The organism is Roseivirga sp. YIW32 (assembly GCF_057219245.1).
Genome location: NZ_JBXVVG010000001.1, coordinates 986,364 through 1,012,394, shown reverse-complemented (window position 1 = coordinate 1,012,394; position 26,031 = coordinate 986,364). Strand labels below are relative to the sequence as shown.

Below are 26,031 nucleotides of genomic sequence, written 5' to 3'. Positions count from 1 at the left end.
TGTTTAGTTTTGAATGTTGAATGTTGAATGCTTAGTGTTTAGTGTTTAATGTTGAATGATGAGTGTTTAGTGTTGAATGTCTTCGCTATGTACCACGTACCACGTACTATTTACTCAATATCCTATATCATACAATGCGAAGGTTATTGTCAGTTTGATTAAAGTAGGGAATGATGTGGTGTTCTTCCAGCTTCTGACTTCTGACCTCTGACTTTCAACTGCCTAGTGTTGAATGCTTAGTGTGAGTGTTAAGTTTTGAATGTTGAATGTTGAGTATCTTGGCCATGTACCATGTACTTTGTACCGAGTACTCAGTACCTCTCACTACTCAATACCCAATACTCAATACTCACTACTCATTACATCCTCAAAAATACAATTCCTTCCATCGATTGCATAATAAATAGTTGAGCAAGAATAGGAAACACCAATTATTAATTTCACCTTTGCAGCGAGATAGCAGGAGTAGCTTTCTATTTAACCTACCAGTTCGATACAATTCATACCCCTATTTTCTGATTTGAATACAGGCTTTTTATAAGCCCTTCTTCAATACGTCTGTCCATAAGCGAAAAATCGAGGCTTAACAAATCAGACCCAGGGAATCAATCATCTCACATAGCTTGCTTAATAGGCGAAAGATCAATAAGAAATGATCGTTGATTCGTTCAGTCGCCCATTAGAGTCATAGCGCAATTATGAATGAACTCTCAGCTGAGCAATAAGTCGAGCTGAGCCAAAAAACTTTTATGTCAAGAAATGTAAAGAAACGTCCTGGAAATACCGGGATATTCGGCGCAAAGCCGGGAAAAAGAAGTGGAAGCTCCAGCAATAGAGCCGGTAGAAGAGCCAGAAGAATTGAAAAGTCTGTCGATATCGATCAGGTGTTTCAAGAAACTGTTGGAAAGAAACTGAAAAAGTCACCAACAAAAGGCCCACAGGCAAGCAGAAGAGGCGCTAGCGCTGAAGATACACGCAGAAAGCCTAAGAAGGCATTTCATAGAGGTCCGCGACCTGATCAATTTGAAACCAAGTCTAGACGTTCGGAAGAAGGTGCTTCTCGTTCAGAGAGCAGACCGGAATCTTCTCAAAACAGAAGATCGAACGATGATCGTCCAAACTTTAAATCTTCAAGACCAAGAAACGGAGGTTCATCTAGACCTCGTAATGGAGGCGGAAGAGGAAAAGGGAAACGCGTTTCTCAACTCAATGACTTCTCGTTGTTGATCAAAAAAGCAAGCAATCAAGAGGAGACCAAGTACGTCGCCAACAGAAGCTTTGCTGAAATGCCTTTGCAACCCTTGTTGCTTCAAAACCTGAAAGAAAAAGGATACGAAAGTCCTAGTCAGATCCAAAACGAGACCTTAGAAGCTTTGTTGGAAGGAAACGACCTGATCGGCGTAGCCAATACAGGGACTGGAAAAACAGCAGCCTTTTTGATTCCGATCGTTGAAAAATTGATGATCGACCCGATCGAAATGGCGGCTTTAGTAGTTGTACCAACAAGAGAGCTGGCACAGCAAGTTGAGCAAGAATTTAGAAGTTTGACCAAAGGAACGAAGCTCTTTAGCTCTTGTTTCATCGGGGGTACCAGTGTTGGTGCAGACTTTAACAAAGCGAGAAGAAAGAACCATATCATTATTGGAACACCAGGTCGTTTGAAAGACATGATCGATCGTAGGGCCTTGCGTTTCAACAGAACACCTGTGTTGATCTTGGACGAGTTTGATCGTATGCTCGACATGGGCTTTAAGCACGACATTCGTGAGATCGTGAGTGACATGGCAGCAAGAACACAAACTATGTTGTTCTCTGCAACAGTTGAAAAAGGACAAGAAGACATCATCAAGGAATTGATGGAAAACCCTATCACCATTCATGTCAGTACAGGTACTGCCACCACAGATCGTGTGGAGCAGGACATCATTGAGGTGCCACATGGAGAAGATAAATTCGAGATGCTGCAAGATTTAATTGCAGGTGACGAAGTCGGAAAGGTACTCGTATTCACAGAAACCAAACGTTGGGCAGACAAAGTCAGTACCCAATTGAACAAAGCTGGGATCAGAGCAGATCAGATTCACGGTGACAAGAAGCAGAATTATAGAATGACTGCCCTTAGAAAATTCAAAAGGGGAGACATAAAGGTACTCGTAGCGACAGACGTGGCTGCAAGGGGCATCGATGTACAAGACGTCAGTCATGTCATCAATTACGAATTGCCATTAACATACGATAGCTATATCCACCGCATCGGGCGGACAGGAAGAGCTGGTAAAACGGGGAAAGCATTCACTTTCGTCAATTAACAAACAAAAGAATTTTTATATCAATTAATAATTATTACCATGGAAGGAACAGTTAAGTTTTTCAATTTCTCTAAAGGATTCGGATTTATTAAGCCAGATGACGGAGGAGAAGATGTATTTGTGCATCAATCAGGTCTGACAGAAGAAATTCGTGAAGACGACAAAGTAGAATTTGAAACTGAAAGAGGCAAAAAAGGTATCAATGCCGTTCGCGTTAAAGTGATCGGATAATCGAAACCCTCAAAAGCCGGTGTAATGCTGGCTTTCACTTTTTCTTTCAATTTGAGTGAACCCAAAACAAATTGAATCAATGACCGCTAACATGAGTTATGTCATTAAACGAACTTAGTTTATTCATTACTTTTGATCAGAACCAAGAGGTTCTTTCACCCTAAAAACAATACATGGCAAGATCCCAAACCACATTTAGCAAGAAAGAAAGAGAAAAAAAGAAGCTACAGAAGCGCAAGGAAAAGATGGCCAAGCGCGAAGAAAAAAGAGATGCCGAAAAAGACGGTAGCTTGGATAATATGATGGCTTATGTTGATGAATTCGGTAATATCTCAGATACCCCACCGGATCCGGATGCGAAGAAAAAGACCATCAAAGCAAAAGACATTGTGGTGGGTGTGCCTAAACAGGAAAAAGAAGACCTGAGTGGAGAACGCAGAGGCAGAGTATCGTTTTATAATGATGCAAAAGGATACGGATTCATCAATCAAGATGGTGTTCAAGAAAGATTTTTTGTCCATGCGAACAACGTAAGTAGTACGTTGCAAGAAGGAGACAAAGTGAAATTTGAAGTAGAAGAAGGACCGAAGGGACTCGTTGCTGTTAGGGTGGACGTGTTACGCTAAATTCAACTGCTTGATTTCAAAAGCCGCTATTCGTTTGACGAGTAGCGGCTTTTTTTATTTAATGAATTCAGCAGTAACCATTAAATAGTTGTTATTCAGTGATTTAATTCTACTATATAGTAAGCAATTTTGGTTGATTGGTCTCGCCGGCTCTACCTCTAATCATGGCCGTAAATCAACTCAATCCCTGACAAATCTCATGTAATCCGTCCTTTGCTGTACGTAGCTTGGGTACACGGTCAAACAATTTTTTTGTCATGGATATACTCATTAACACTAAGCTTGATGATGCGCAGACCCAACTGGACAATGCAACGGAAGGCTTAAGCAAACCTGAAGAAGATGTCGTGCCCTACTATGTATGTAAAAATGCAAATGGGGCCATACGAAGTAGAAATTGCTGAAGAACAGGCGACCAAAAAAGAAACCTGGTTCTTTACGTATGCTGACTACAAGGCGCTATTTGAAGCGAAAAGACAAGAGCTGTTATTGGTTCCGTTGGCCTATGAAAGTGACCACCTAGTTTCCATAGCCGACTATCTCCAGATGAAGGAAGAAGCACTTTATGGTAAGATACCCTTCATTTGGCTCGTCAATCAGGAGAATCATTTGGTAAAAGCTGCCGTCCATAATCATTGGGTGGTTTCATGCCAGGAAAGGATTGATTTTTGGCGCTTTCTGAACGATTGGGCAGGAGGTAATCATCAGCATCAAGAAGTTCCTGCTAAAGAAGATCCTAAAGAGGACAGGGTTAATTATGAAGAACTAAAGGCCGCAGCTACAGCTGAAGCGGTCAATAAACTGTTGGAGACTTTATTGAAAGATTGATGATCAATAAGGTGTCCTAGAACATTTCGGAATTCTGAAGGTTCTTTTGTTATGTTTTCAATTCCGCTATCGAAGCTTTTAATGGGCTATGTGCTTACAGCCATCGTATTTTTTGCGATCGATCTACTCTGGCTTGGCGTCATCGCTAAAAACCTGTACAATAAACTCTTGGGTCACTTGTTGGCTCCAGAAGTAAACTGGACCGCAGCGATCATTTTTTATTTATTATTCATTGCCGGTATCTTGATCTTCGCTGTGCTGCCAGCAGTAGAAAAATCAAGCCTGCAGCATGCGCTACTCTATGGTGTACTCTTTGGGTTTTTTACCTACGCTACCTACGATTTGACTAACTTAGCCACATTAAAAAACTGGCCGGTAAAAGTAGTTGTGATCGATATCCTTTGGGGCATAGTCTTGACGGGTGCTGTCGCGACTGCGGGTTATTACATTTTTAAATGGTTGACATAATTCTAACAGCTTATCAAGAGCTGCTTTTTCCAATGGTCATGTGGGCCATCTTTTGGTACCTGACGTCGCTGCTGATCGTTCGCAATGATTTTGTTGACGTGGCATGGGGCTTGGGTTTTGTCAATATCATCTATTGGCTGGCACATCAGTATCGTTTAGGTGGGCCACAAGCCTTGATCTTCATTGCCGTCTGTAGTTGGGGATTTCGGCTAAGTGGTTACTTATTGCTGCGCAGTATTGGAAAACCGGAAGACCGACGCTACGCGAAATGGCGAAAAGAATGGGGCAAAAATCTCTGGTGGCGATCTTTTCTTCAGATCTATGTATTGCAGAACCTCTTCATGCTGGTCATTGCTTTTCCCTTGATCTACATTGCTACATTAGCTAAGAACATCGAATGGACCTGGTGGTTGATCCCTGGAAGTATCTTTTGGTTTGTTGGCATGTATTGGGAATCCGTTGCCGATTGGCAAAAGGCCAAGCACAAAACAGACCCCGAGAAGAAGCATACCTTATTGACCACGGGCTTGTGGGCTCGATCCAGACACCCAAACTATTTCGGTGAAATCTGCATCTGGTGGGGCATTTGGCTAATGGTCGTTCCTTTTGGCTATCCCTGGCTGACCATAATTTCCCCGATTACCATAACCTATCTACTGCTTCGTGTTTCAGGGGTTCCAATGCTGGAAAGTGCTCAAAAGTTATCACCTGAACGTCAGCGTTACATAGAAGAGGTGCCTGCGGTATTCCCTCGTTTGTTTGACCACAAACGGAAGTCCTAAACCGATCGATCTCTTTCTCCTTCACAAAAAAAACCTGGAACAAAAATCCCATTTTGGGAGCGTAATTTCGTTGGATTATATGATCATGTGCCATTTACAGCGTTTTCTGCACTTGGCATGCCCTATGCGTAAGCGATAGGAAAGAATAAGATCATGTTTCTACGCTACATCATCACCTCGACTATTATCTGTTTATTGCTTCTCATTGTCGGCTTGAATATCGAGTTCTCGTGCGGTGTTTCGCTAATCATTGGTTTACTCATCTTACCTGAGATCAAAGACCTGAAGCTTCCGAATTTAAAGAAAGTCGAGTGACCGTGAGTTTAACAATCGACTTCAACTAAAGACCTGTTTCGACATAAGCCGCTGTTAAAAATACTTAGGTAGAGTTCATAATTTGAAGCTATATTCAGGCCTCAGTTTCAAAACTCTATCATTTGAGCTCAGTAAATAGGCTTTCGAGGAAAATAGGGTTGTTGTCGCTTACAGCAACAGGTATTTGTTCAATGCTAGGGGCATCCATCAATGTGATCCCTTTCATGATCCACCGCAATGTACCAGGGATTGGAGACCATGTGCTTGCTGCCTTTCTCTTTGCCATGCTACCAGCCCTACTGGCCGCTTTTGCTTATGGTAGCTTGGCATCTGCAATGCCCAGGGCAGGAGGTAGCTATATTTTCGCAAGTCGCGGCTTGAATCCCTATCTGGGCTTTATTGCGAGTTTCTCACAATGGTTTGGCCTTTCTATTGTGATCGGTGTGATTGCCTACATCATCGTCCCCTTTATCAGAGATGTCTTTATCGGCTTGCATTGGACAGAAGCAGCAGCCTTGATGGAAGTCGACCTCATCCGTATTGGTATTGCCTTAGGTTTGATCTGGCTCTTTGTGTACATCAATATCCGAGGTGGTAAGTTTTACGAACGTACGGTGGTGCCCCTCATGTTCTTAATGTTTGCCTTGGGGATCATCGTCATCATTACGGGTTTTCTATATGATCAGCAAGACTATGCTCAAGTAATAGGGCAAGATATTGCCACTTCCTTTGATCAAAAGGCACCCTTTGACCCAATGATCTTTCTTTCAGCAGCAGCCATTTTATTTTCAAGTTTTATCGGCTTTGATGCCATTGCACAAGCAGGTGGAGAGGCCAAGGAGCCCACAAGAGCATTACCCAAATCCATTCTATTGGCCATTACCATTGTTGGTAGCTTTTACTTCTTCTTTACCCTTGCCGTTTATCATGCGGTACCATGGGCTTATGTAGCAGAACAAGCCCAATTGAAAGACATAACGGCACCCGGGCTGATCAGCCCACTCTTGCCTATGGGATTGTCCGTTGCCATTCTCTTCGGAGCGGCTATTGCCCTGATCAATGACCTTCCGGCCATGTTGCTGTCGGTCTCTCGTTTGGTCTTTGCCTGGTCCGATGACGGCATTTTTCCCTCGCAAATTGCAGTTGTGCACAAGACTTATCGAACGCCCCATAAAGCACTTTACCTCAGCGGAATAATTGCATCCATCGGGGTATTAGGAAGTCATTTTGCCGGAGATTTCTTTTTGGGGATCGACATTATGGTAACTTCCATGATGGTCAATTTCTTGCTGATGTGCTTAACATTGATCACCATCAATACAATAAACCCCAAGCTGTCAGTAGAGATCAACATGATCCGATCAAACAAAAAAAGACAACTCATCGGGGTTTTCGGTGTCGCATTGTTATGCTTGTTTCTAGGCGTGCATACATGGAAAGATTTGAATGCCACTGTAGACGCATGGTACTACCGGTCCACACCCGTTTGGTTGATCGTCATGGGCATAGGCTCAATCATCTATTGGGCAAAGACCAGAGCCATGAAAGCAGCAGGAAGGGATCTGAAGTCCTTGTTTACTAAATTACCACAGGAATGAAAGAAGAAATGTACGTAGCGTTAGCGCCTGATTTGAAGATCTCGCGTGTATTGACAGGGTTATGGCAAATAGCAGACCTCGAACGGGATGGCAAAACCTTAGACCCTCATCAAATGGCGCCATTCATGGATGAATACGTCAACGCCGGCTTAACCACCTTTGATATGGCCGATCATTATGGCTCCGCAGAAGTGATTGCAGGAACCTATAAGAAAGAGTTTCCTGCGGGCAAAAAGACGCAAATGCTGACCAAATGGGTGCCTGAACCAGGAAAAGTGAGCGAGGAAACTGTCAGAGAGGCGGTAAATACAGCGAGGAATCGCTTACAAACCGAGCAGATCGACCTATTGCAGTATCATGCCTGGTCATATCCTGATCCAGCCTGGCTTGATACCCTTTTTACCTTACAAGAATTGAAGCAAGAAGGGCTTATTAAGCATTTAGGTGTCACCAATTTTGATTCGGCACATTTGCGGATTGCCTTAGCTAGTGGCATTGAACTGGTCTCTAATCAGGTTTGCTATTCTTTACTCGACCAACGAGCAAGTGGAGAAATGGCGGCTGTTTGTCAAGAATACGGAGTCAAATTATTGGCATTCGGTACCCTGGCAGGAGGCTTCTTAAGTGAAAAATGGTTGGGTAGGGAAGAACCAGCGGTGGATGAGTCCTACTCATGGTCACAAATGAAATACAAGCGCTTTATTGATCAAGTGGGGTCTTGGCAAGAATTTCAGCAGTTGTTGCATACCATTAAAACGATCGCTGACAAACATCAGGTGTCAATGGCGAATGTTGCGACGAAGTTCATTCTGAGTCAATCGCATGTGGCAGGTGTCATCCTAGGTGCCCGATTGGGTCAAAGTGAACATATCAATGACAATAGTCAACTCTTTAGTTTTCAGTTAACTAAAGATGATACTATGTACATTCAAGAAGTATTGAATGGGCTGAAACCTATTCCGGGCGACTGCGGTGATGAGTATCGCAAACCTCCTTTTTTAACTGCATCGGGAGACCTCAGTCATCATGTCAAAGGATTTCCGTCTCCCTATGAAACAAAGACACTGAATAATGGACATGAGATAGTTGTGAGCGGTACGTATTGGGAAGGCATGGCCGGTTATAGTAGAGCCAAACGCATTGGAAACACGATTCAAGTGTCGGGTACCACTGCCACACATGAAGATCGCATGATCGGAGGTGAAGACGCCAAAGCGCAGGCCCATTTTGTGATTGACAAGATCGAAGGAGCGATCATGGCATTAGGAGGTACACTGGAGGATGTGCACCGGACAAGGATTTTTGTGAACGATGTGAATGATTGGGAACCTGTAGCACGTGCTCATGGGGAACGCTTTAACCATATTTTACCCGCCAATACCTTAGTTGAGGCAAAATTGGTGGGGAAGGGCTACAAAGTTGAAATCGAAGCAGAAGCAATTCTAACAACATGAGTTATTTAAGATACGCGGCATTTATCACCTGCTTTTTGGCTACCTCATTTAGTCAGGCGCAGACAAATCATTGGGATCAATTCAATAACCTGCGCATAAGAAGTGTCGGTCCGGCAAACATGAGTGGTCGCATTACAGCAATTGATGTAGTAGACAAAGACCAGGACATCATGTATGTGGGAGCGGCAAGTGGTGGTGTTTGGAAATCTGAGAATGGTGGAACACGTTGGGATCCTGTTTTTGATGCTGCGCCCACTCAAAATGTTGGAGCCATCGCCATTCAGCAAGACCAACCCAATGTGGTATGGGTAGGTACTGGCGAAGGCAATCCAAGGAATTCCATGAATCTTGGTATGGGGATCTTTAAAAGCGTTGATGCGGGAAAAACCTGGCAGCACATGGGCCTAGAAGCCACAAAAACCATTCATCGCATCATTGTTCATCCTAACAACGGGGCTGTGGTGTATGTCGGAGCCATGGGCGACACCTTCACTCCAACGCAAGAGAGAGGCCTGTATCGCACGACTGATGGTGGCAAAACCTGGGAAAAACTCCTATTCACCAATACTACCTCTGGTGTAGCAGACATGGTCATGGACCCTGTTAACCCGAACAAGCTGATTGTGGCCTTGTACGACCACCAGCGTACACCGTACAGCTTTCGCTCTGGAGGACCCGGTTCTGGGCTTTACATGACCTTGGATGGCGGTAATACCTGGAAGCAGCTTGGGTCAGCAGAAGGACTGCCTAAAGGTGCCCTAGGAAGGATCGGGCTGGCCATTGCGCCAAGTAATCCTGATCGGATCTATGCGAAGGTTGAAGCGACCAAAAATGCCTTGTATCGCAGCAATGACGGAGGCTATCACTGGGAGCTGATCAATGATGATCCACGCTATACCAATAATCGCCCGTTTTATTTTCAGGAGCTCGCCGTTAGCTCAGATGACCCGAACTTGTTGTATAACATTTACCAGCCCCTAACCGTCAGCTTTGATGGGGGACGCACCTTCGATCCTGTCCCGCAAATTCCGGCCGATGAAACCAAAGGAATTCATGCCGATTTTCATGCCTTTTGGATGTCGCCTAATGATGCGGATTTTTACATCATTGGTGGAGATGGCGGTATAGGCATCACAAGAGACCGAGGCGAAAGCTGGTATTTTCCGGAAACGATCCCTGTTGCCCAGTTTTACCAGATCAACGTGGACGAGGAAAGGCCTTATCATGTTTATGGTGGAATGCAGGACAACGGCAATTGGTATGGACCAGGGTACGTCTGGCGAAGAGGTGGCATTCGAACCCTTTATTGGCAATATCTGGTTGGTGGCGATGGCTTTTATATCTCTCCAGATCGCGAAGACGAACGGTTTGGATATGGTACCTCACAGAACGGTAGCCTTTACCGCTACGATAAGATCGGCGGATACTACAGCAGCATCAAACCACCAAAATCTGCCGATTACCCTCGACTGAGGTTCCATTGGAACGCAGGCTTTGCAGAAGATCCACATGATCCGGCTACTGTCTACTACAGCAGCCAGTTTGTGCATAAAAGTGCAGACAGAGGAAAAACCTGGGAGATCATCTCACCAGACCTCACCACCAATAACCCGGAGCAACAGAAAAGAGCTTACGGTGGGCTTACGCTTGACGCTTCAGGAGCTGAATTCTACAATACCATCATCGCCTTGGCACCAAGTCCGATAGACAAAAATGTACTTTGGACAGGATCAGACGACGGCCTGATTCATATTACCCGAGATGGCGGTGCCAGCTGGACGGAAGTCGGGCAACAGATCAAAGGCATGCCAAAAGGCGCATGGGTTGCTCGCATATTGGCCTCTGAACACGAAGCCGGTACTGCATGGGCCGTTGTGAATGACTACCGCCGTGGAGATTACACTCCTTATTTATTCAAAACAGAGAACTATGGCAGATCATGGAAAGCAATGGTTTCATCAGACGCACCGGTGAAAGGTTATGCATTGAGCTTTATTCAAGATCCAGAAGTGCCTCAATTGGTCTTTCTAGGAACAGAAAATGGACTTTGGGTGAGTTTTGATGAAGGAAGCAACTGGGAGCAAGTAACCAATGGATTTCCATCGGTCTCCACCATGGACCTCAAGATTCAACGCAGGGAGTCTGCTTTGATCATAGGCACATTTGGTCGTGCCATTTGGATCGTTGATGACCTACAGGCGATGCGTACCTACGCCCGCAGCAAGAATCAAGCGGGTATCACTGCGGTTCCCGTAAACCCTGTAGTCCAAGTAAAAGGCTTATTCATTAATGCGCCCGGCAATATATGGACTGGTTTCCATACGACTTTTGAGGGCGATAACAGACCTTTCCGAGAGGCAGAGATCCCGTATTTCATTCAGGAACCCTTGGACAAGGAAACCGTTTCGTTGACCATTTACAATGCAACAGGAGAGGCTATTCATCAATATAAAGACAACCGTCCGCCGACCAAAGGATTGAACTACATCAGCTGGCGATTAACTGAGCAGGGCGAATCGGGTAGAGGCATCTCCGTTTTACCCGGCGAATACACCGCCGAATTGTCCTATGGTCAGCAGCAGGTGAAAACTGCGATCGAGGTGATTCCAGACCCACGCTTTGATTTTGACCCTGCCATCGATTTGGCTTTATATGAAGCACAAAAGGATATCGATCGCTTGAGAGGGCGACTTATGAGTAAATTGAATCAATTGAACGAGCAGGAGAAGGCCTTGACAAAATTGATTGCATTCTTGGATAAGCCTGAACAAGAATCCTTGCGAACTCAGGCAAGAGAGGTGATCGAACGGCTAAAAATACTGAGGTACCAAGCGGTGGGTACACCGGAAACCCGACAGGTGGGAGCCTGGCAAAGTTTTGAAGAAACGGCCATGAGTATGCTGGGCGATGCAGGTAGAAAGTTCATGTCAAGTCATCAAATGCCTTCGGCACAAGAATATGCCTTAATTGAAGAAGCAGCCAAGGAAGTGTATGCATTCGAAAAAGCATTCGAAGACTACATGAGCACGACTTGGCAGCCTTTTAAAGCATCAACAGATTCGATCAAGCTGTTTTGGGAGTAACCCTTGGGCTAGAAATAGCAAGGTTTTCGTTATTAGCTTTAATCAATTACCTGTTGCATTATTAAGGTATAATAATTAGATTGATTCAGTGACACACACTGGCATCAACCTTTCTTATCGCTTCTTGCGTCGACTTTTGGGCCAACTAGGCATTGCCTTACCGGTAATTCTGATCCTTGGGATGGGTAATGGCCTGCGCGTAGAACCTTCCATCAGTGATTACTTTTACACTAAAATGAGCACTGTTTTTACTGGGGTGCTCATCTCTTTTGGCCTATTTCTTTTTAGCTATCGTGGGCATAAACGAAAACCTGAACAAGGAGAACGTATCGGTGACAACCGACTTACGAACCTAGCGGGCTTATTCGCAATAGCCGCCGCATTGATCCCAATACATCTCCCTGAAGATGCAAAGACAGCTTGCCATGTAGTGCTATGTCCAACAGCCGTCATTTGGGGTGATATTCATCTCATATGTGCTGGTGCTTTTCTTTTACTTATGGGCATCATGGCCATGACCAAGTTTTGCATCCATACCCAGAAACCTTGGATGAAAACGTATTTCAAGTGGAGTGGCATCGTCGTTATCCTCTCTTTGCTATTCATGTTCGTTTACCTGTTGCTGGATAAAGAGCAACGACCTTTTGCCAATGGGATTTTTTGGGCCGAGGTAGTGGCTTTACTCGCTTTTGGCAGTGCCTGGTTGATCAAGGGAAGGATAGAAGAGATGTGGCTCACAAAGCAATTCATCAATACACCATAACCAATTATCTAATGAAACAATTACTCACATATCGTAAAGACGGCGGACAGGTCTATGTGACTTATGTCCTTGAAAATGAAACACCCGCTTGGAATTTTCGCTACAAAGCAGATAGTGAACACTTGAACAGCAACGCAATCGATCATGATAAAAAAGTTGTGCTCGGGCCGCATTCAGCACTCATAAGACCAATACACAAATGGAGCTTTTTATTCATTAATCCATCGAATTTTCCGGTGGAAGATATCAAAGTAAGCATGACCTGGTGGCAAGAAGTGAACGGGCAACCTGTACAACTGCACCAATGGGAAGAGGTACTAGACCGCATAAAAGCCGTTTCAGGTGATGAATTGAAAAGTGAAATTTTACTGAATCCATCATGAAAAAACTCGTTCTACTACTTCTTTTGAGCGCTTGGACAGTGCCGCTTTTGTCACAGGAAGCTACCGATACCTTGACCATCGACGATTACTATGTGGATTATTCAACTCCTGACCTGACAGCGCTTGGGCTATTGGGCATTCAAAATGATGAGATCGTGCGACCAGGCAATATGAAAGAGTTTGCGCTTGCTCTTTCGAATTTTGTAGATACCGATGGCTCCTTAAAACCTGCGCTTGCTTTGGAGTGGTCCTTTATGCGTACCCTTTCAAAAGGACAAATGAATTGGAATCGAGCGTTTCAACCTCGTAACCTGGCCATTTCCTTGGCAACGACAAATCAGGACTCCTTAGGAACTAGGATCGGGCTTGGCTTGAAGTGGGTGCCCTTTGACAAAAGTGAACCCATTGCAGACCCCGCCTTTATGAACTTGATGGCTCAGCTTGGTCAGGCCTATTTTCAAACGGATGCGGTAACAAACGAAGAGCAATACATGGACGCGTTCCTAAACCTTTTCAATTGGGACAATCAAAACATGAGTACAACGGAACGACAAGTCTTCATACTGCTCTGGGAAACGCTCAGCTATCAAACGATAGAAGACAATTGTAAAAGGATGAAGAACGGCACGCTATTGATGACGGACACTACCTTCTTTGCAGAAATTCAGAGCAAACTCATTGAGGCTAGACTCGAAAACGTCGTCAGTCAAGAGAAGCTCATTGAAGCGGTGAGCTTGTATAAGGACAACTTGTTGAACTATTGTGCCAATGGCAGTCAGTCGTTTGAAACCTACATCAGCGCGATCATTGAAAGAGAAAAAGAGCGTTACAAGAAAACCCATTGGAATGCCTTTGCCTTAGAAGTTTCAGCGGGTTGGGTCAGTCATTCTTCCACATCGAATTACGAGGACTTCAGGCGAGAACGCTTTTCCGTTTTTAGTGGTGTTTCGCTTCCCTTAATGTCCAGACATGATGGCAAATACAAAGGACAGCTCATCGGTCAACTCAAGTACGACATGAACTCTTCTTCTGATACCTTGAACCTCAACGGTTTCAGTGCCGGGCTGAGAGCGTTGATCGGGACGAGTGATAACCGTCTCTCGTTTGACCTCTTTTATGCCGATCAGCAAGCAGAGATGCTCACCTTGATGGACACCAGAACCACCACTTATTTGAGGTATACCATCGGCACTGAGCTCAAGCTTACAGATGGTTCATGGCTGGAAATCGCCTTCGGTGGACAAAAGTTTTTTGAAGGAGAAGATAACGCGAATCGAGTACTTGCCAATTTTGGATTAAAACATGCGATAAGACCCAAGAAGCGGTTCAATTGATACCATGATCACAAAAAAAGCCCACCAAAATGGTGGGCTTTTTTTGAATGTTCCGTTCGGATCTAATCTACCTTAATACCTGATTTTCCAGCAGTCTGCAGCTGTTGGTTGATTTGGCTAAGGTCTTGGTCAATGATTCGCTTTAGGTCTGATAGATGTCCCTCAAGCTCTTGCGATAGTTCGTTGAACACCACATAAGCAGCATCCGTTGGTTTCGCCTGACCAGTTTCAACTGATCTTCTCAATGAAGCCAAACGGTTGTTCAGCTTGATCGGAAAGTTCAAGGGATCTTGTGGACTTTGATTCTGCACTTGGTAGAGGTTTAACTCAACGGCGCTTAGTTTTTCGACCATATCGGCCATGGCTGCCTGCAGTGCTCCGTTGTCCATGCCTTTGTGCGAAGCCACTTGCTTTTTGATCTTTCGAATTTGAATCACTGCTTCATTTGCGACCGAGGTCTTAGCCATGATCTGCATGCTTAGATCGAACTGCTCTTGGATATCAGCAGCTGTTACACCCTCCAAATTCGGATTCATTTCAATGCTAAAGCTATTTTCAAGCGTTTGTCCATTTACCTTTAGCTTTACCTGATAGTCACCAATAGGGGCAGTAGGCCCTGTTTGTGGCCTTCCACTCCAAATGATCATGCCATCAAAGGTTGTGGCACCGGGGTAGCGCAGATTCCAATTGAATGAATTCAAGCCTTTAGCCGTTTTCGGCGCACCTCTACCTTGGCCTTTCTTTCCCGTGTAGGTTTGAATCAAGCCACCCTTGGCATCCATGATTTCAATGGTGACAGAGTCTGCTTCATCGGGTAAATAATACTGAATAACCGCATTATAGACACCTCGGATAGGATTGGCAGGTTGGAATAAGGTCACCTGATTGGTCTTGTTGATCTCCGCCGCTTCTCTAAAGGGACGGATATCGTCCAAGATCCAAAAACCACGACCATGCGAACCCAAAACGACATCGTCATTCTTCAACACCAAGTCGCGAATAGGGGTGTCTGGTAAATTAAGCTGTAAGCTCTGCCATTGGGCACCGTCGTTAAACGAAATGTATACCCCATGTTCTGTAGCGAGATACAACAGTCCCGGTTTCTGCAGGTCTTCTCGAATCGCCCTGGCAAAATGTCCAGCCGCTATGCCATTCACAATTTTCGTCCAGGTTTTCCCATAATCATTGGTCTTGAAGACGTAGGGTTCACGGTCATCTACCTGGTAGCGGTTGGCCGCAAGATACAAGGTACCCGGATTGAATTTACTTTCGTCGATGATGCTGATGCGTGAGAATTTAGGCAAGTCTTTCGGCGTAATGTCTACCCATTTTTTACCGCCATTTCGAGTGATGTGTACTTTTCCATCATCAGAACCAGCCCAGATCGTGTTGACGTCATGATTGGAAGGAGCCAAGGCAAATACCGTGGCATAGATCTCAGGACCATTCATGTCCTTGGTGATGATACCGCCAGTAGGGCCTAAGGTTTCCGGATCTGCATAGGTTAGGTCAGGACTGATCTTTTCCCACGTTTGGCCGTCATTGGTCGTTTTCCAGACATGCTGAGAAGTTGTGTACATGATGCTTGGGTCCAAAGGAGAGAACATGATCGGGAAGGTCCATTGCCAACGTTCGGGTAGCGCACTTGACGGCTCACCAGAGAAGAAACGGGGATATACTTGAATGTCTCGGTATTGACCGGTTGCTCTATTGTAACGGGTCAATAAGGCCCCTTGACTACCCGCGTAGAAAACATCAGGATCTGTTGGGCTTTGTGTGATCCAACCACTTTCTCCACCGCCAACAGCATAATGGTAACCATGGCTTGGACCGCGTCCCAGCTTATGACCCCATCCATCACTAGGCATTGCAAGTGTACTGTTATCTTGTTGAGCACCAGCTACATGGTAAGGAACATCTGAAGTGGTCATTACATGATAGAACTGCGTGGTTGTGTAGTCTTGTTCTGTCCAGGTTTCTCCTCCGTTGATACTCACCGTACCACCACCGTCGTTTGCCGAGATCATCCGATTAGGATCATTTGGATCGATCCAGAGGTCGTGGTGATCACCATGGGGAGGACGTATGCGAATATCAAAGGTCTCGCCGCCATCTGTCGATTTCCATAAGCCCACGTTCAGCCCGTAAACAACGTCTTTATCGAAAGGATCGGCCACAAGACGCGAATAGTAAAAGGCACGCTGACGCAACTTACGCTCTGCGTTAACACGTTTCCAGGTCCATCCCGCATCGTCTGAGCGAAAAACACCGCCTTCATTGGCCTCAACTACAGCCCAAACACGGTTCGGGTCAACAGGGGAGACCGTCACACCAATTTTTCCAATAGGTCCTTCCGGCATACCCGGATTTTCGGTCAGTTCAACCCAGGTATCCCCACCGTCCATTGACTTCCAGAGACCACAATCAGGGCCACCGCCCCACATTTTCCATGCTTTTCGATAAACCTGCCACGTAGTAGCGTAGATGACGTTCGGGTTTTTACGGTCAATGATCAAATCAGCAGCACCTGCTTTATCGCTTACATAAAGTACTTTTTTCCAGGTATTACCACCATCCTTAGAACGAAAAACACCACGTTGCTCATTGTCTCCGTACACATGACCTAGTGCCGCCACATAGACAATGTTCGGATCAGTAGGGTGGACGCGAATGCGTGCAATGGCTTGTGTTTCTTTAAGGCCCAGATCACGCCATGTTTTTCCACCGTCGGTGGTCTTGTAAACACCATCACCTTGTGTAATGCTACCTCGAAGCTGTGTTTCACCTCCGCCAATGTAGACCACATCAGGATTGGTTTCCGAGACGGCAACAGCTCCTATGCTTGAAGAGGTAATTTGGCCATCCGTAACGGGATACCAGTTATTTCCGCCATCAGTAGTCTTCCACAGGCCACCTCCAGTAGCACCAAAATAATACTCATTGGGTCGTCCAGGGCTTCCCATGGCACTCAAGGATCGGCCGCCTCGCTCTGGTCCGATATTACGCCATTCATAGCCTTGGTAAAACGTTGGGTCTACTGGTAGTTGTTCCTGTGCTTGAAGGTTAAAAAGTCCAGGAAAGACCAATAGAAATGAAAAAAGAAAGGTCAATTGCTTCATTGATATTGAATTTGGTTGTCATTCAAATTATGAAATAAATCCCTCTTTTAGCACAGCTTTATGCAAATGGTCCTGAATAAAGAAATTATTCGATCGATCTCCGCTTGGAAGATGCTAATTGGTCAAGATTTGAATCTTCTTGGACCATCGCACACCGTCAGCTAACACATTGATCACAAACACACCATGGCCTGGATATGGCATGCGCACTTGCTGAGCTTCAGAAGTGGTGGTCGCCAATTCATTTCCCATAAGATCATATAAATACACCGAGCGTACCGCCTCGTTCTGGAAAGTGATTTCCAAGTGTCCATTGACCAAGCTGATCGTCGGATCAAAAGAAGGATCTGTGCCCTCAGCGGCATAGGTGTAGCGATCTGTCGCCAAAGATGCACCGTTTGCATGGATTGAGGCATGAATGTTATAATTGCCAGCCGAGAGATCAATCGTGCTTAAGTCGAGGCTAAATTCTTGGCTATTGACAGGATTAGGGGTGATTTGCTCGGTAGAGCGAAAAGCCACTGTGCCGTCTTGGGACAAGGCCTCAACAACCAACTCATAAGTATTGGATTGTGCGACCGCCTGAAAGCCATGCAGCGTCAGCTCCGATTCGTTTAGGCTAGAACCAAAAGCAACGGATTCATCCAGATAACTGACGACTGGGATACCGACGGTCGGAACATACTGCTCTCGCCACTCCTTTTGAGCATTGGGTGCCAAGATGGCATCTTCAAAAAACTCTTGAGAGACTCCCGACCATAATTCTATGTAGGGACGTGCCTCGTTGTTGAAGTCCATGGGATCAGCCGCTAAGCCTTGCGCATCACCCCAGGTCCAAAATTTCAAGCCAGGGGTTTGGCTTTGATCACTTGAAATTCGAAAAAGACCTTGTTCGTTGGTATGATTGATAACCCCGTAAAAGGCCTCTTGCATGGTCGGATAGGCATAGGCAATGCCCATGTCTTCCCAATTCGAAAGATGGGCAAGTTTATCATAGGTCTGTATGCGCGGATTACCAGTACTCACGACCTCGTCGAGGTCATTCATCCAATTATTAGGATTCCAGGCGACCTGATACGTTTCTATGGGGACGATCATCTCAGAAGCACTGGGGGTAAAGGTATTGCCGACATCAGACCCAGGGGCTAAGGTCAAGCAGGTCCAATACTCATAGCGCGCGGTACTGGCATCATTCTCCAAGCGTATGTCTACGGTAAAATAAGGCTGGCCTGCCGCTAGTGTGACATCAAAGTAGCAAGTGATGCCGGTTACTCCGTTGTTGTATTGTCCGGGATGACGAGGATTGTTGAGCTCATCTTTCAACCACATCGAAACGGTCACCTCTTGGGCGTTATCTCTGATGATCGATTCATTCCAAGGAGTATTCCAGTATTTTCCATGTTCAGGTTCCGGAAATGTTGGGAAGATCCCACCATACACCATCAGCCAATCGTGGTAGAAGATCCCACTTCCGATCTGATAGGGGACACCGATCGGGTTTTGATACAACTGTTCCTTACCTGTTGGTTTATAAATGAACGAAATGATACGAGCGCCAAACTCTGGGATCAAGCAGATCTTTACGTATTCATTTTCAAGCACAATTCCCTGAAAGGTACTGGTGACAATGTCGGAGCGGCTATAGCTTTCCAGACTAAAGTCCTCATCCATTTGGTAATCAAAATGAGTCCATTCGATGAGCGTATCTCTTTTGACCACCTGCGCATCTGTTGAGGCAATGAGACAGCATAAACAAAGCAAAGCCATTAACAAATGGCGATACCTCATTTTAGACTGTGTTCTAGGGATGATGTGTTGTTGAGAATAAATTCTTCGCAATGCGTCTATTCTGTCTCTTCGGCTGGTGTTTCCTCTTCTTCGCTCGCAAGGGGTTCTGCACTCACCGTTAGATTGAATTGATTGTCCATTCCAAAGGTGAACTGATGCACTTGCATTAACTCTACAGCAGTACCCGACTGTTGCAGCATGGCAATGAAGTCCGATCCGACAATGCTCGCCTTGGTTGGCTTGAGATTTCTTGTATTCTCGGTGATCACCTTAAAGGTGTAAGTTGAACTTTTTCTCGTGTTGGCATCCGAAAATTCATGCTTGGATAATTTGTAGGATTGAGGAGTTCCGTCAATTGCGTCCACCATCATTTTTAAAATTACGGGACGATACTTCTTCCAAATTGGATAAAATTCTTTTATTCCTAATGCCTCCATGTACTTGTTCTTGTCTTTTTTAAAGGTCAGTTCCATACATTTTTTGGAATGACCGCGATGAAATTTGGGTTTTACTATGAACTTCTTTCAAAACCCACAGGTAACATGCAAGCTAACAAGAACTTTTAGCTAATGCATGGAATTCGCAAGATATCTTGATTTTTCATGGGATAAATCCCTTCTAGTGAGCTTAACAAGCTGACGGAAAAGACCATTCAAATGACCTCATTTTTAACCTTTCCGCTCACTTTACGGTCTTTAAGGCTTGGGAGTCTTTTCCAGGGTAAGGAAATGATGAAATGGGTCTTTTGCTCAACGCGTTGGTAACGAAGCGATCCCTGATGAGCAAAAACAATTTTTCGAGAAATGGCCAGACCAATGCCAGAACCGGTGGCCTTTGTTGTGTAGAACGGAACGAATACCTCATCGATCAAATGAGGAGCAACACAAGGACCATTGTCTTCCACAATGAGCTGAATAGAACGTTCCTCGGAGAAAAGGCGAATATCAACAACAGGTGTTTCCACTGCGATCACAGCGTCCATGGCATTTTGGATCAGATTGAGCAAGACCTGTGTCATTAAGGCACGGTCGATGACCAGCTGACCACCAAAATCATCGTGAATATCCAGCGAAATGTGCTTTCTATCTTTTATAAGGGCACGAACAGACAACAGCCATTCGGTGCTATCGACTGACTCCAATTGTGGGAAAAACGTTTGGTTGATCTTTTTATAAGCATCCACAAATTGAACAATTCCTTGTGTTCGTTCTTCAATGGCCTGTAGACTTTTGACGGTATTCTTCTGGTCTTGGGGCGATAAGGGGATAATCTCCTCCCCATGGATCATTTTTTTATTGACCACCCGGATCAAGGATAGGATAGGCGTTGTTGAATTCATGATCTCGTGCGTCATCACCCGCAACAATTGCTGATAACTGGCCAAGGCTTGGCCTTCTAATGTGTTGCCCACATCGGTTAAGGAAGCCAATCGATAGGGATTTCCTTTCAATTTGAAAGATTCTGTACGAATCATCAGCTGTTTTCCATTATCTAGCTGAACCACCTCGCCGATATCGCTAGCGCTGTTTATGGCTTTATGCACCTCCGGTAAGGAATTCTCCAGATGAGCAAACTGTGTGATCTCGTGCACTTTGAGTAGTTCGTGGAAGGCTTTATTGGTAAAGACCACATCACCTTTCTCTTGATAGCAAATGACGGCAATCGGAATGTGCCTAAGCAGTGTTTGTAATAAGTTGAATTCGGCCTCTTGATTCGTTTGCAAGGCGAGGAATTGGTCCGTAATTAATGAATAGGCCACTTCCAGTTCTTTCGCATTCGTTTTGTGCTGGTAGGTGCGGCTGAAATCCATAAAACGGATCGAATGAAGAAACTGTGCCCAAGTCCGTTCTTGTTGCCTTAGCCACCAAATCAATTCGATACATAGAAGAAGCAATAGTCCACCAAACATATAAGGTGTGATGCGCAGATCAGTTGCTAAAGAGGTATAGACTATCCCGAAGGAAAACCCAACCATGAGCAGCACTCTTATCAAAAGCGCGATAAACCGTTGATTAAAGCGCATATTATTTAAGTTTTCTGTACAGTGTATTTCTCCCAATTCCCAATTCAGCAGCAGCATGCGTGATGTTTCCTGAATGACGAGCCATTACCTCCGCGATCTTTTGTTTTTCCACCTCAATTAGGCGATCGGTCTTCTGACCCTTTACTGACAAAGGTGAAAAATCCACCTCCTGCATGACCACCATGCGTTCAATGCTATTTTTCAATTCACGGACATTACCGGGCCAGGGCTGTTGCTCAAGAAGTTTCAAATCAGTTTTGCTGAAGCCTAAGTCATGTCCATACTTTTGGTTGAACACGGATAAAAAGTGTTGTGCTAAAGGAACGATGTCGTCCTTTCGGTCGCGCAAGACGGGCAAGTGAATATGGACTGTATTGATCCGATACAACAGGTCTTGCCGCAATTGCTTGGCATCGGTTAATTCCTCCAAGGACAGATGGCTTGTGCTGATCAGGCGAAAATCAACCGCTTTATTGCGGTTATCGCCAATGCGATTGACTACTCGGTTTTGGAGTACGGTCAATAATTTGGCTTGAAGAGCAAGAGGTAAACTCGCCAGTTCATCGAGTAGAAGAGTCCCTAGGTTAGCTGCTTCGATCAATCCTGTTCGGTCTTCTTGTGCATCCGTAAATGCTCCTTTGACATGTCCAAACAAGGTCGATTCGAACAAACTACCTGTAATGGAATGGAGATTGGCATGAATAAAAGGCTCCATGCCACGCTTCGACTGGCTATGGATGTACTTCGCCAGCATTTCTTTACCGGTACCATGCTCGCCTGTAATGAGCACTGCTGCATCTGTTTCTGCTACTTTATTCACCATTTGCATGACGGCCTGCATGGTACCCGAACTGCCAATGACTAAATGTTCGAATGCCTTGGCTTGATTGATCAAAACCGATGTTTTAGCGTTGACCTCAGCCATTAATGTATTGGCCTTAACGCTCGGGCTAAGTAGCTTGATCTTTCTTTACGTCCAAAACAGATACGAAACCTCCTTCGATATTGACCAGCCAAAAGCCGATCGGATCTATCGCGTCAACACCACGATGGACTATCCCAATCGCAAAATTCAGACGGGTGGGACACCTCCCATGCTGGCCAACGAATACCCTGAACTAGAAGGCGTTATACAAGTCATCGGGCCGCGCAACTCCTTTTTAGCGATTCACCCGGGTACGGAAGCCCAAAAGAATTTTGAAGAAGAACGGAAATTATTCTTCGCTGACAGCGTCTTTTTAAAGCATTTTGACTATGACTTCATTGCCGGGAATGAACGGACAGCACTCGATGACTTGAATGCCATTGTGCTTTCCAAAAAGATGGTAGAGAAGTATTACCCGGAATATGTTGGCAAAGAAGCGGGCTTACTCGGCAAAGAGATCAAATTATATGACCGCTTTACGGTTTACATTACCGGTATTGTAGAAAATCCACCCAGCAACAGCAATTTACCTTTTCAACTTTTGGCCTCCAGTCATATTTACTATGAGCATAACGAATACGATTACCCGAGAAACTGGGGAAATATCGAGTCGGGCTTGACTTTTTTAGTCTTAAAAGAAGGGCAAGATCATGAGCGTTTAGCAGCACGATTTCCCGATTTGGTTAAAAAATACAGAGAAGAGGACCAACATGAAATTGTATCCTTCAGTCTCATCAATTTATTAGACATCCATCAAGAACCGATATGGGGCTTTGCCGGGAATTACACCAGTGATCCCGCGTTGACCATTGGTTTTCTGGTCATGGGCTTATTCATAGCGCTTTCTTCCTTCATCAACTTCATCAACTTACAAACGGTTCAGGTGGCGACAAGGGCGAAAGAGGTAGGAGTGAGGAAGGTATTGGGCAGTACACGTTGGCAGTTGATCATGCAATTTTTGACCGAAACCATTCTACTGACCACCATTTCCTTTGTTCTGGCAGTTTGGGTAGCAGAACTGGCCTTAAATGGTTGGAACGATCTGCTCTCCATGGTCAACATGAACATGCAAATCGACTCCTCCGTTTGGCTTTTCGGTATAGGCCTGATCCTGGTGGTAAGTCTTCTTGCAGGTCTGTATCCGGCCTTAAAGCTCTCTTCTTATCGACCCTCTGAGTCGTTGAGAACAGGATTTTCAGCACTCAATACCAATAAAAAAGGGCTCAATTTGAGACAAGCTTTGGTGCTGACACAATTCACGATCACGCAGTTGATGATCATTGGCACCATTGTGATCTCTTTCCAAATGGATTATTTCATCAATAAAGAAATGGGCTTCGACAAAGAGCATATGGTCACCATCAATACCTTCAGTGCAGAACCGGATCAAGTGGCTCGACTAACGATGGTACTCAGTGAAATGCCGGAAGTCAGCTCTTTTTCTTTTTCGTCGGGACCTCCAATGGACAATGGCCGATTTTCTACTTCCTTCATTGAAGTGGGGCACGAGGACAAGGGAAGCATGGATACAAAGAACAAATTCATCTACCATCGCTACCTCAGCAATTACAAGATCGAACTAGTTGCAGGACGAGATTTTAGAGCGACGGAGTACAACGACACTATTGACGCATTCATTGTGAACGAGGCCTTTGTCAAGCAATTGGAAGTCGAAAATGTCCAAGACGCCATTGGCAAGCAGATCCGTTGTTACGGTGTTCAAGCGCCAATAGTGGGAGTGACCAAAGACTTTCATAGCGCGAGGCTCGACAACAAGATTGAACCGTTGATCATGTTTCCATCGAATATTCAGGTGTTGGGTGTCGACGTAAAAGTACCGGCTAATAACCTGTCCGCTACCATGGAAGAGTTAGCAACTACCTGGGCTGATGTTTTTCCTACAAGAGCTTTTCAATACCAAACGGTAGATGAGTACATGCAAGAGGGCTACCTGATCGAAGACATCATGTTAAAGAGTATCCGAATTTTTGCCTTGATCGCCATTTGCATCGGCTGCCTCGGTCTTTATGGCCTCGTTTCATTCATGGCAGCAAAAAAGGCGAAAGAGATCGGCATCAGAAAGGTACTCGGCGCCTCTTTTGGTCAGATCTTATTCACATTCTCCAACCGGTTCTTTGTCCTCACCTTTGTCGCCTTCATCATCAGTGCACCCTTGGCCTATTTAGCCATGAATGGCTGGCTGGCGAACTATACCTACCGTATCTCTTTGAGTTGGGACTTGTTTGCCTTAGGACTGGTCATTACCTTTTTGCTGACTGCAATAACCGTGAGTTTTATGTCCTACAACGCCGCCAGAAAGAACCCGGCCGATACGCTACAAATGGATTAATAAGGCCTTGGTTGAATGAGACATGGCAAGAAAGTTTAGGCATAAAAAAAGCTCCGAGAGTTCGGAGCTTTTTTCGTTAAGTCCATTTATTGGTTATTTCGATGGAGGTAAGATGACCGCGTCGATCACGTGTACTACGCCATTTGACGCTTCCACATCCGCACTCACCACGTTTGCACCGTTTACTTTCGCACCACCAGCAGTAGTGATGGTCACCTCTGCACCATTCACTGTAGTCGCTTTCATGCCATCAGAAAGATCAGTCGACATTACTTTACCAGCCACTACGTGGTAGGTCAAAATGGCAACTAATTGGTCTTTGTTTTCTGGAAGCAATAAGCTCTCGAGCGTTCCTTCTGGAAGGGCAGCAAAAGCTGCATTGGTTGGAGCAAACACAGTAAAAGGTCCGTCACCTTGCAAGGTCTCTACCAGTCCTGCAGCCTTTACAGCAGCTACTAGTGTCGATAGAGCGTCTGTTTCCACAGCAAGTCCAACAATGTCAGGTGTCATTTCTTCCATTGATGGTGCCTCAGTGGCCGTTTCGGTAGTTTCGCTATTCTCAGTAGTCGTTCCGCCACATGCGCTTAAGATGAACACAGCAAGTGTTAGGGCGAACAAATAATTCAATTTTTTCATAATTCGTTGTTATAGTTTGGGTTTATAACAACGTGTAGCTGAACTTGTTCAGAATAACTTCTGATGAGTCTTTTAAGCATACAACTGACCTTTTCGATAGGCGAAGGACATGGCGCCTGGAATTTGTGCTTTGGCTTTGATCACCTTAGCCCGTGCTTCTTGCACATGGGCCAGCATTTCTTGCTCATCGGCAACTGCCATGGCACGACGCTCCTCAGCCTTGGCATTGGCGATCTTTAGGTCGGCTGCGGCCTGGTCTATTTGCAGTTTCGCACCAATATTTTTCCCGATATTGATGTCTGCAATGTCGATAGACAGGATCTCATAGGCCGTGCCTGCATCCAAGCCCCCGGCTAATACTCGTTTGGAGATCTCTTCCGGTTTTTCTAAGACCGATAAATAGCTTTTCGCTTCACCGATCCTGGAGATAATGCCTTGTCCAACACGGGCTTTGATGGTTTCTTCTCCTGCACCGCCTACTAATTGCTGGATGTTGGTTCGCACCGTAACGCGTGCCTCGGCGATCAATTGGATACCATCTACTGATACACCTGTAATGGCGGGAACAATGATCATGTAAGGATTGACAGAGATCTGCACGGCTTCAAGCACATCACGGCCAGCCAAGTCAATGGCAGTTGCTTGTTGGAAGGTCATGGCCAAATTAGCCTTATCGGCAACGATAAGCGCCTTAATGGCCTTGTTCAGGTTGCCGCCGGCCAGGTAATGGGTTTCTAACAATTGTGTGTTGATGCCTACGATACCCGCCTTGGTGGCTAGGATCAAGGTATTGACAATAAGAGGAGGAGGAACCTTACGCAGGCGCATAAAGACCAGATCGATCAGGTTGATCTTAACACCGGAAAAGGTGGCTGTGATCCATAAACTGATGGGAAAGATGTAAAAGAAGAGGATCAGTCCGGCAAGGACAGCGCCCGAAATAATCAGTACTTGTTGCTCTAGCATAGCATTCGGGTCTTGGTTTGATCCTAGGTAAGGTAATGCTATTTATCGGC

Annotated in this window: 21 protein-coding genes; 14 read left to right on the top strand and 7 right to left on the bottom strand. The window is 45.2% G+C overall.

The window, feature by feature from the left end:
• Positions 1–749 precede the first annotated feature (749 nt).
• The 13 genes from AC2D6U_RS04900 (at position 750) to AC2D6U_RS04840 (ending at position 14,174) form a co-directional block, all read left to right on the top strand.
• Positions 750–2,309: a DEAD/DEAH box helicase gene (locus tag AC2D6U_RS04900; protein WP_484719831.1), complete on the top strand. Its 1,560-nt coding sequence runs from the start codon at positions 750–752 to the stop codon at positions 2,307–2,309.
• A 39-nt stretch (positions 2,310–2,348) separates the two neighbouring features.
• Positions 2,349–2,540, top strand: coding sequence for a cold-shock protein (locus tag AC2D6U_RS04895; RefSeq protein ID WP_484719830.1), 192 nt, complete (start codon positions 2,349–2,351; stop codon positions 2,538–2,540).
• A gap of 173 nt (positions 2,541–2,713) precedes the next feature.
• Positions 2,714–3,166, top strand: coding sequence for a cold-shock protein (locus tag AC2D6U_RS04890; protein WP_484719829.1), 453 nt, complete (start codon positions 2,714–2,716; stop codon positions 3,164–3,166).
• Between the two features lie 342 nt (positions 3,167–3,508).
• Positions 3,509–3,994: a hypothetical protein gene (locus tag AC2D6U_RS04885; protein ID WP_484719828.1), complete on the top strand. Its 486-nt coding sequence runs from the start codon at positions 3,509–3,511 to the stop codon at positions 3,992–3,994.
• A gap of 51 nt (positions 3,995–4,045) precedes the next feature.
• A complete protein-coding gene (locus AC2D6U_RS04880; protein ID WP_484719827.1) occupies positions 4,046–4,462 on the top strand; it encodes a DUF2177 family protein in 417 nt (138 codons plus the stop codon).
• The gene (locus AC2D6U_RS04875; RefSeq protein ID WP_484719826.1) at positions 4,450–5,244 is read left to right on the top strand and encodes a DUF1295 domain-containing protein; all 795 of its coding nucleotides are present in this window, start codon (positions 4,450–4,452) and stop codon (positions 5,242–5,244) included. The genes AC2D6U_RS04880 and AC2D6U_RS04875 overlap by 13 nt, the downstream gene beginning before the upstream one ends.
• A 153-nt stretch (positions 5,245–5,397) precedes the next feature.
• Complete coding sequence (locus AC2D6U_RS04870) at positions 5,398–5,559, top strand: hypothetical protein (RefSeq protein WP_484719825.1); 162 nt, start codon at positions 5,398–5,400, stop codon at positions 5,557–5,559.
• A 122-nt stretch (positions 5,560–5,681) separates the two neighbouring features.
• The gene (locus AC2D6U_RS04865) at positions 5,682–7,157 is read left to right on the top strand and encodes an APC family permease (protein WP_484719824.1); all 1,476 of its coding nucleotides are present in this window, start codon (positions 5,682–5,684) and stop codon (positions 7,155–7,157) included.
• Positions 7,154–8,611 carry an aldo/keto reductase gene (locus AC2D6U_RS04860; RefSeq protein ID WP_484719823.1) on the top strand — a complete coding sequence of 486 codons (1,458 nt, stop codon included), beginning with the start codon at positions 7,154–7,156 and terminating at the stop codon, positions 8,609–8,611. The genes AC2D6U_RS04865 and AC2D6U_RS04860 overlap by 4 nt, the downstream gene beginning before the upstream one ends.
• Positions 8,608–11,694, top strand: coding sequence for a WD40/YVTN/BNR-like repeat-containing protein (locus tag AC2D6U_RS04855; protein ID WP_484719822.1), 3,087 nt, complete (start codon positions 8,608–8,610; stop codon positions 11,692–11,694). Before AC2D6U_RS04860 ends, AC2D6U_RS04855 begins: the two co-directional genes overlap by 4 nt.
• A gap of 88 nt (positions 11,695–11,782) precedes the next feature.
• Positions 11,783–12,457 carry a hypothetical protein gene (locus tag AC2D6U_RS04850; RefSeq protein WP_484719821.1) on the top strand — a complete coding sequence of 225 codons (675 nt, stop codon included), beginning with the start codon at positions 11,783–11,785 and terminating at the stop codon, positions 12,455–12,457.
• An 11-nt stretch (positions 12,458–12,468) separates the two neighbouring features.
• Positions 12,469–12,840, top strand: a complete 372-nt coding sequence (locus tag AC2D6U_RS04845) for a hypothetical protein (protein WP_484719820.1) — start codon at positions 12,469–12,471, stop codon at positions 12,838–12,840.
• Positions 12,837–14,174, top strand: a complete 1,338-nt coding sequence (locus AC2D6U_RS04840; protein ID WP_484719819.1) for a hypothetical protein — start codon at positions 12,837–12,839, stop codon at positions 14,172–14,174. Before AC2D6U_RS04845 ends, AC2D6U_RS04840 begins: the two co-directional genes overlap by 4 nt.
• A 62-nt stretch (positions 14,175–14,236) precedes the next feature.
• Here AC2D6U_RS04840 and AC2D6U_RS04835 read toward each other — a convergent pair whose 3' ends face one another.
• The 5 genes from AC2D6U_RS04835 to AC2D6U_RS04815 all read right to left on the bottom strand — a co-directional run bounded on the left by AC2D6U_RS04835 (position 14,237) and on the right by AC2D6U_RS04815 (position 22,029).
• Positions 14,237–17,293: a VPS10 domain-containing protein gene (locus tag AC2D6U_RS04835; RefSeq protein ID WP_484719818.1), complete on the bottom strand. Its 3,057-nt coding sequence runs from the start codon at positions 17,291–17,293 to the stop codon at positions 14,237–14,239.
• Positions 17,294–17,407: 114 nt separating this feature from the next.
• A complete protein-coding gene (locus tag AC2D6U_RS04830) occupies positions 17,408–19,081 on the bottom strand; it encodes a DUF5107 domain-containing protein (protein ID WP_484719817.1) in 1,674 nt (557 codons plus the stop codon).
• Positions 19,082–19,137: 56 nt separating this feature from the next.
• Positions 19,138–19,554 (bottom strand): hypothetical protein, encoded by a 417-nt coding sequence (locus AC2D6U_RS04825; RefSeq protein ID WP_484719816.1) that lies wholly within the window; start codon positions 19,552–19,554, stop codon positions 19,138–19,140.
• A 179-nt stretch (positions 19,555–19,733) separates the two neighbouring features.
• Positions 19,734–21,104 carry a sensor histidine kinase gene (locus AC2D6U_RS04820; protein ID WP_484719815.1) on the bottom strand — a complete coding sequence of 457 codons (1,371 nt, stop codon included), beginning with the start codon at positions 21,102–21,104 and terminating at the stop codon, positions 19,734–19,736.
• A 1-nt stretch (position 21,105) separates the two neighbouring features.
• The gene (locus AC2D6U_RS04815) at positions 21,106–22,029 is read right to left on the bottom strand and encodes a sigma-54 interaction domain-containing protein (RefSeq protein ID WP_484719814.1); all 924 of its coding nucleotides are present in this window, start codon (positions 22,027–22,029) and stop codon (positions 21,106–21,108) included.
• On the opposite strand from AC2D6U_RS04815, the gene AC2D6U_RS04810 reads away from it, so the two are divergent.
• Positions 22,016–24,379: an ABC transporter permease gene (locus AC2D6U_RS04810; protein ID WP_484719813.1), complete on the top strand. Its 2,364-nt coding sequence runs from the start codon at positions 22,016–22,018 to the stop codon at positions 24,377–24,379. The two genes, AC2D6U_RS04815 and AC2D6U_RS04810, sit on opposite strands and share 14 nt — an antisense overlap.
• A gap of 93 nt (positions 24,380–24,472) precedes the next feature.
• On the opposite strand, the gene AC2D6U_RS04805 is transcribed toward AC2D6U_RS04810, so the two are convergent.
• Both AC2D6U_RS04805 and floA read right to left on the bottom strand, forming a co-directional pair.
• Positions 24,473–25,015: a fasciclin domain-containing protein gene (locus AC2D6U_RS04805; RefSeq protein WP_484719812.1), complete on the bottom strand. Its 543-nt coding sequence runs from the start codon at positions 25,013–25,015 to the stop codon at positions 24,473–24,475.
• Positions 25,016–25,087: 72 nt separating this feature from the next.
• A complete protein-coding gene (gene floA, locus AC2D6U_RS04800; RefSeq protein WP_484719811.1) occupies positions 25,088–25,981 on the bottom strand; it encodes a flotillin-like protein FloA in 894 nt (297 codons plus the stop codon).
• Positions 25,982–26,031 lie beyond the last annotated feature (50 nt).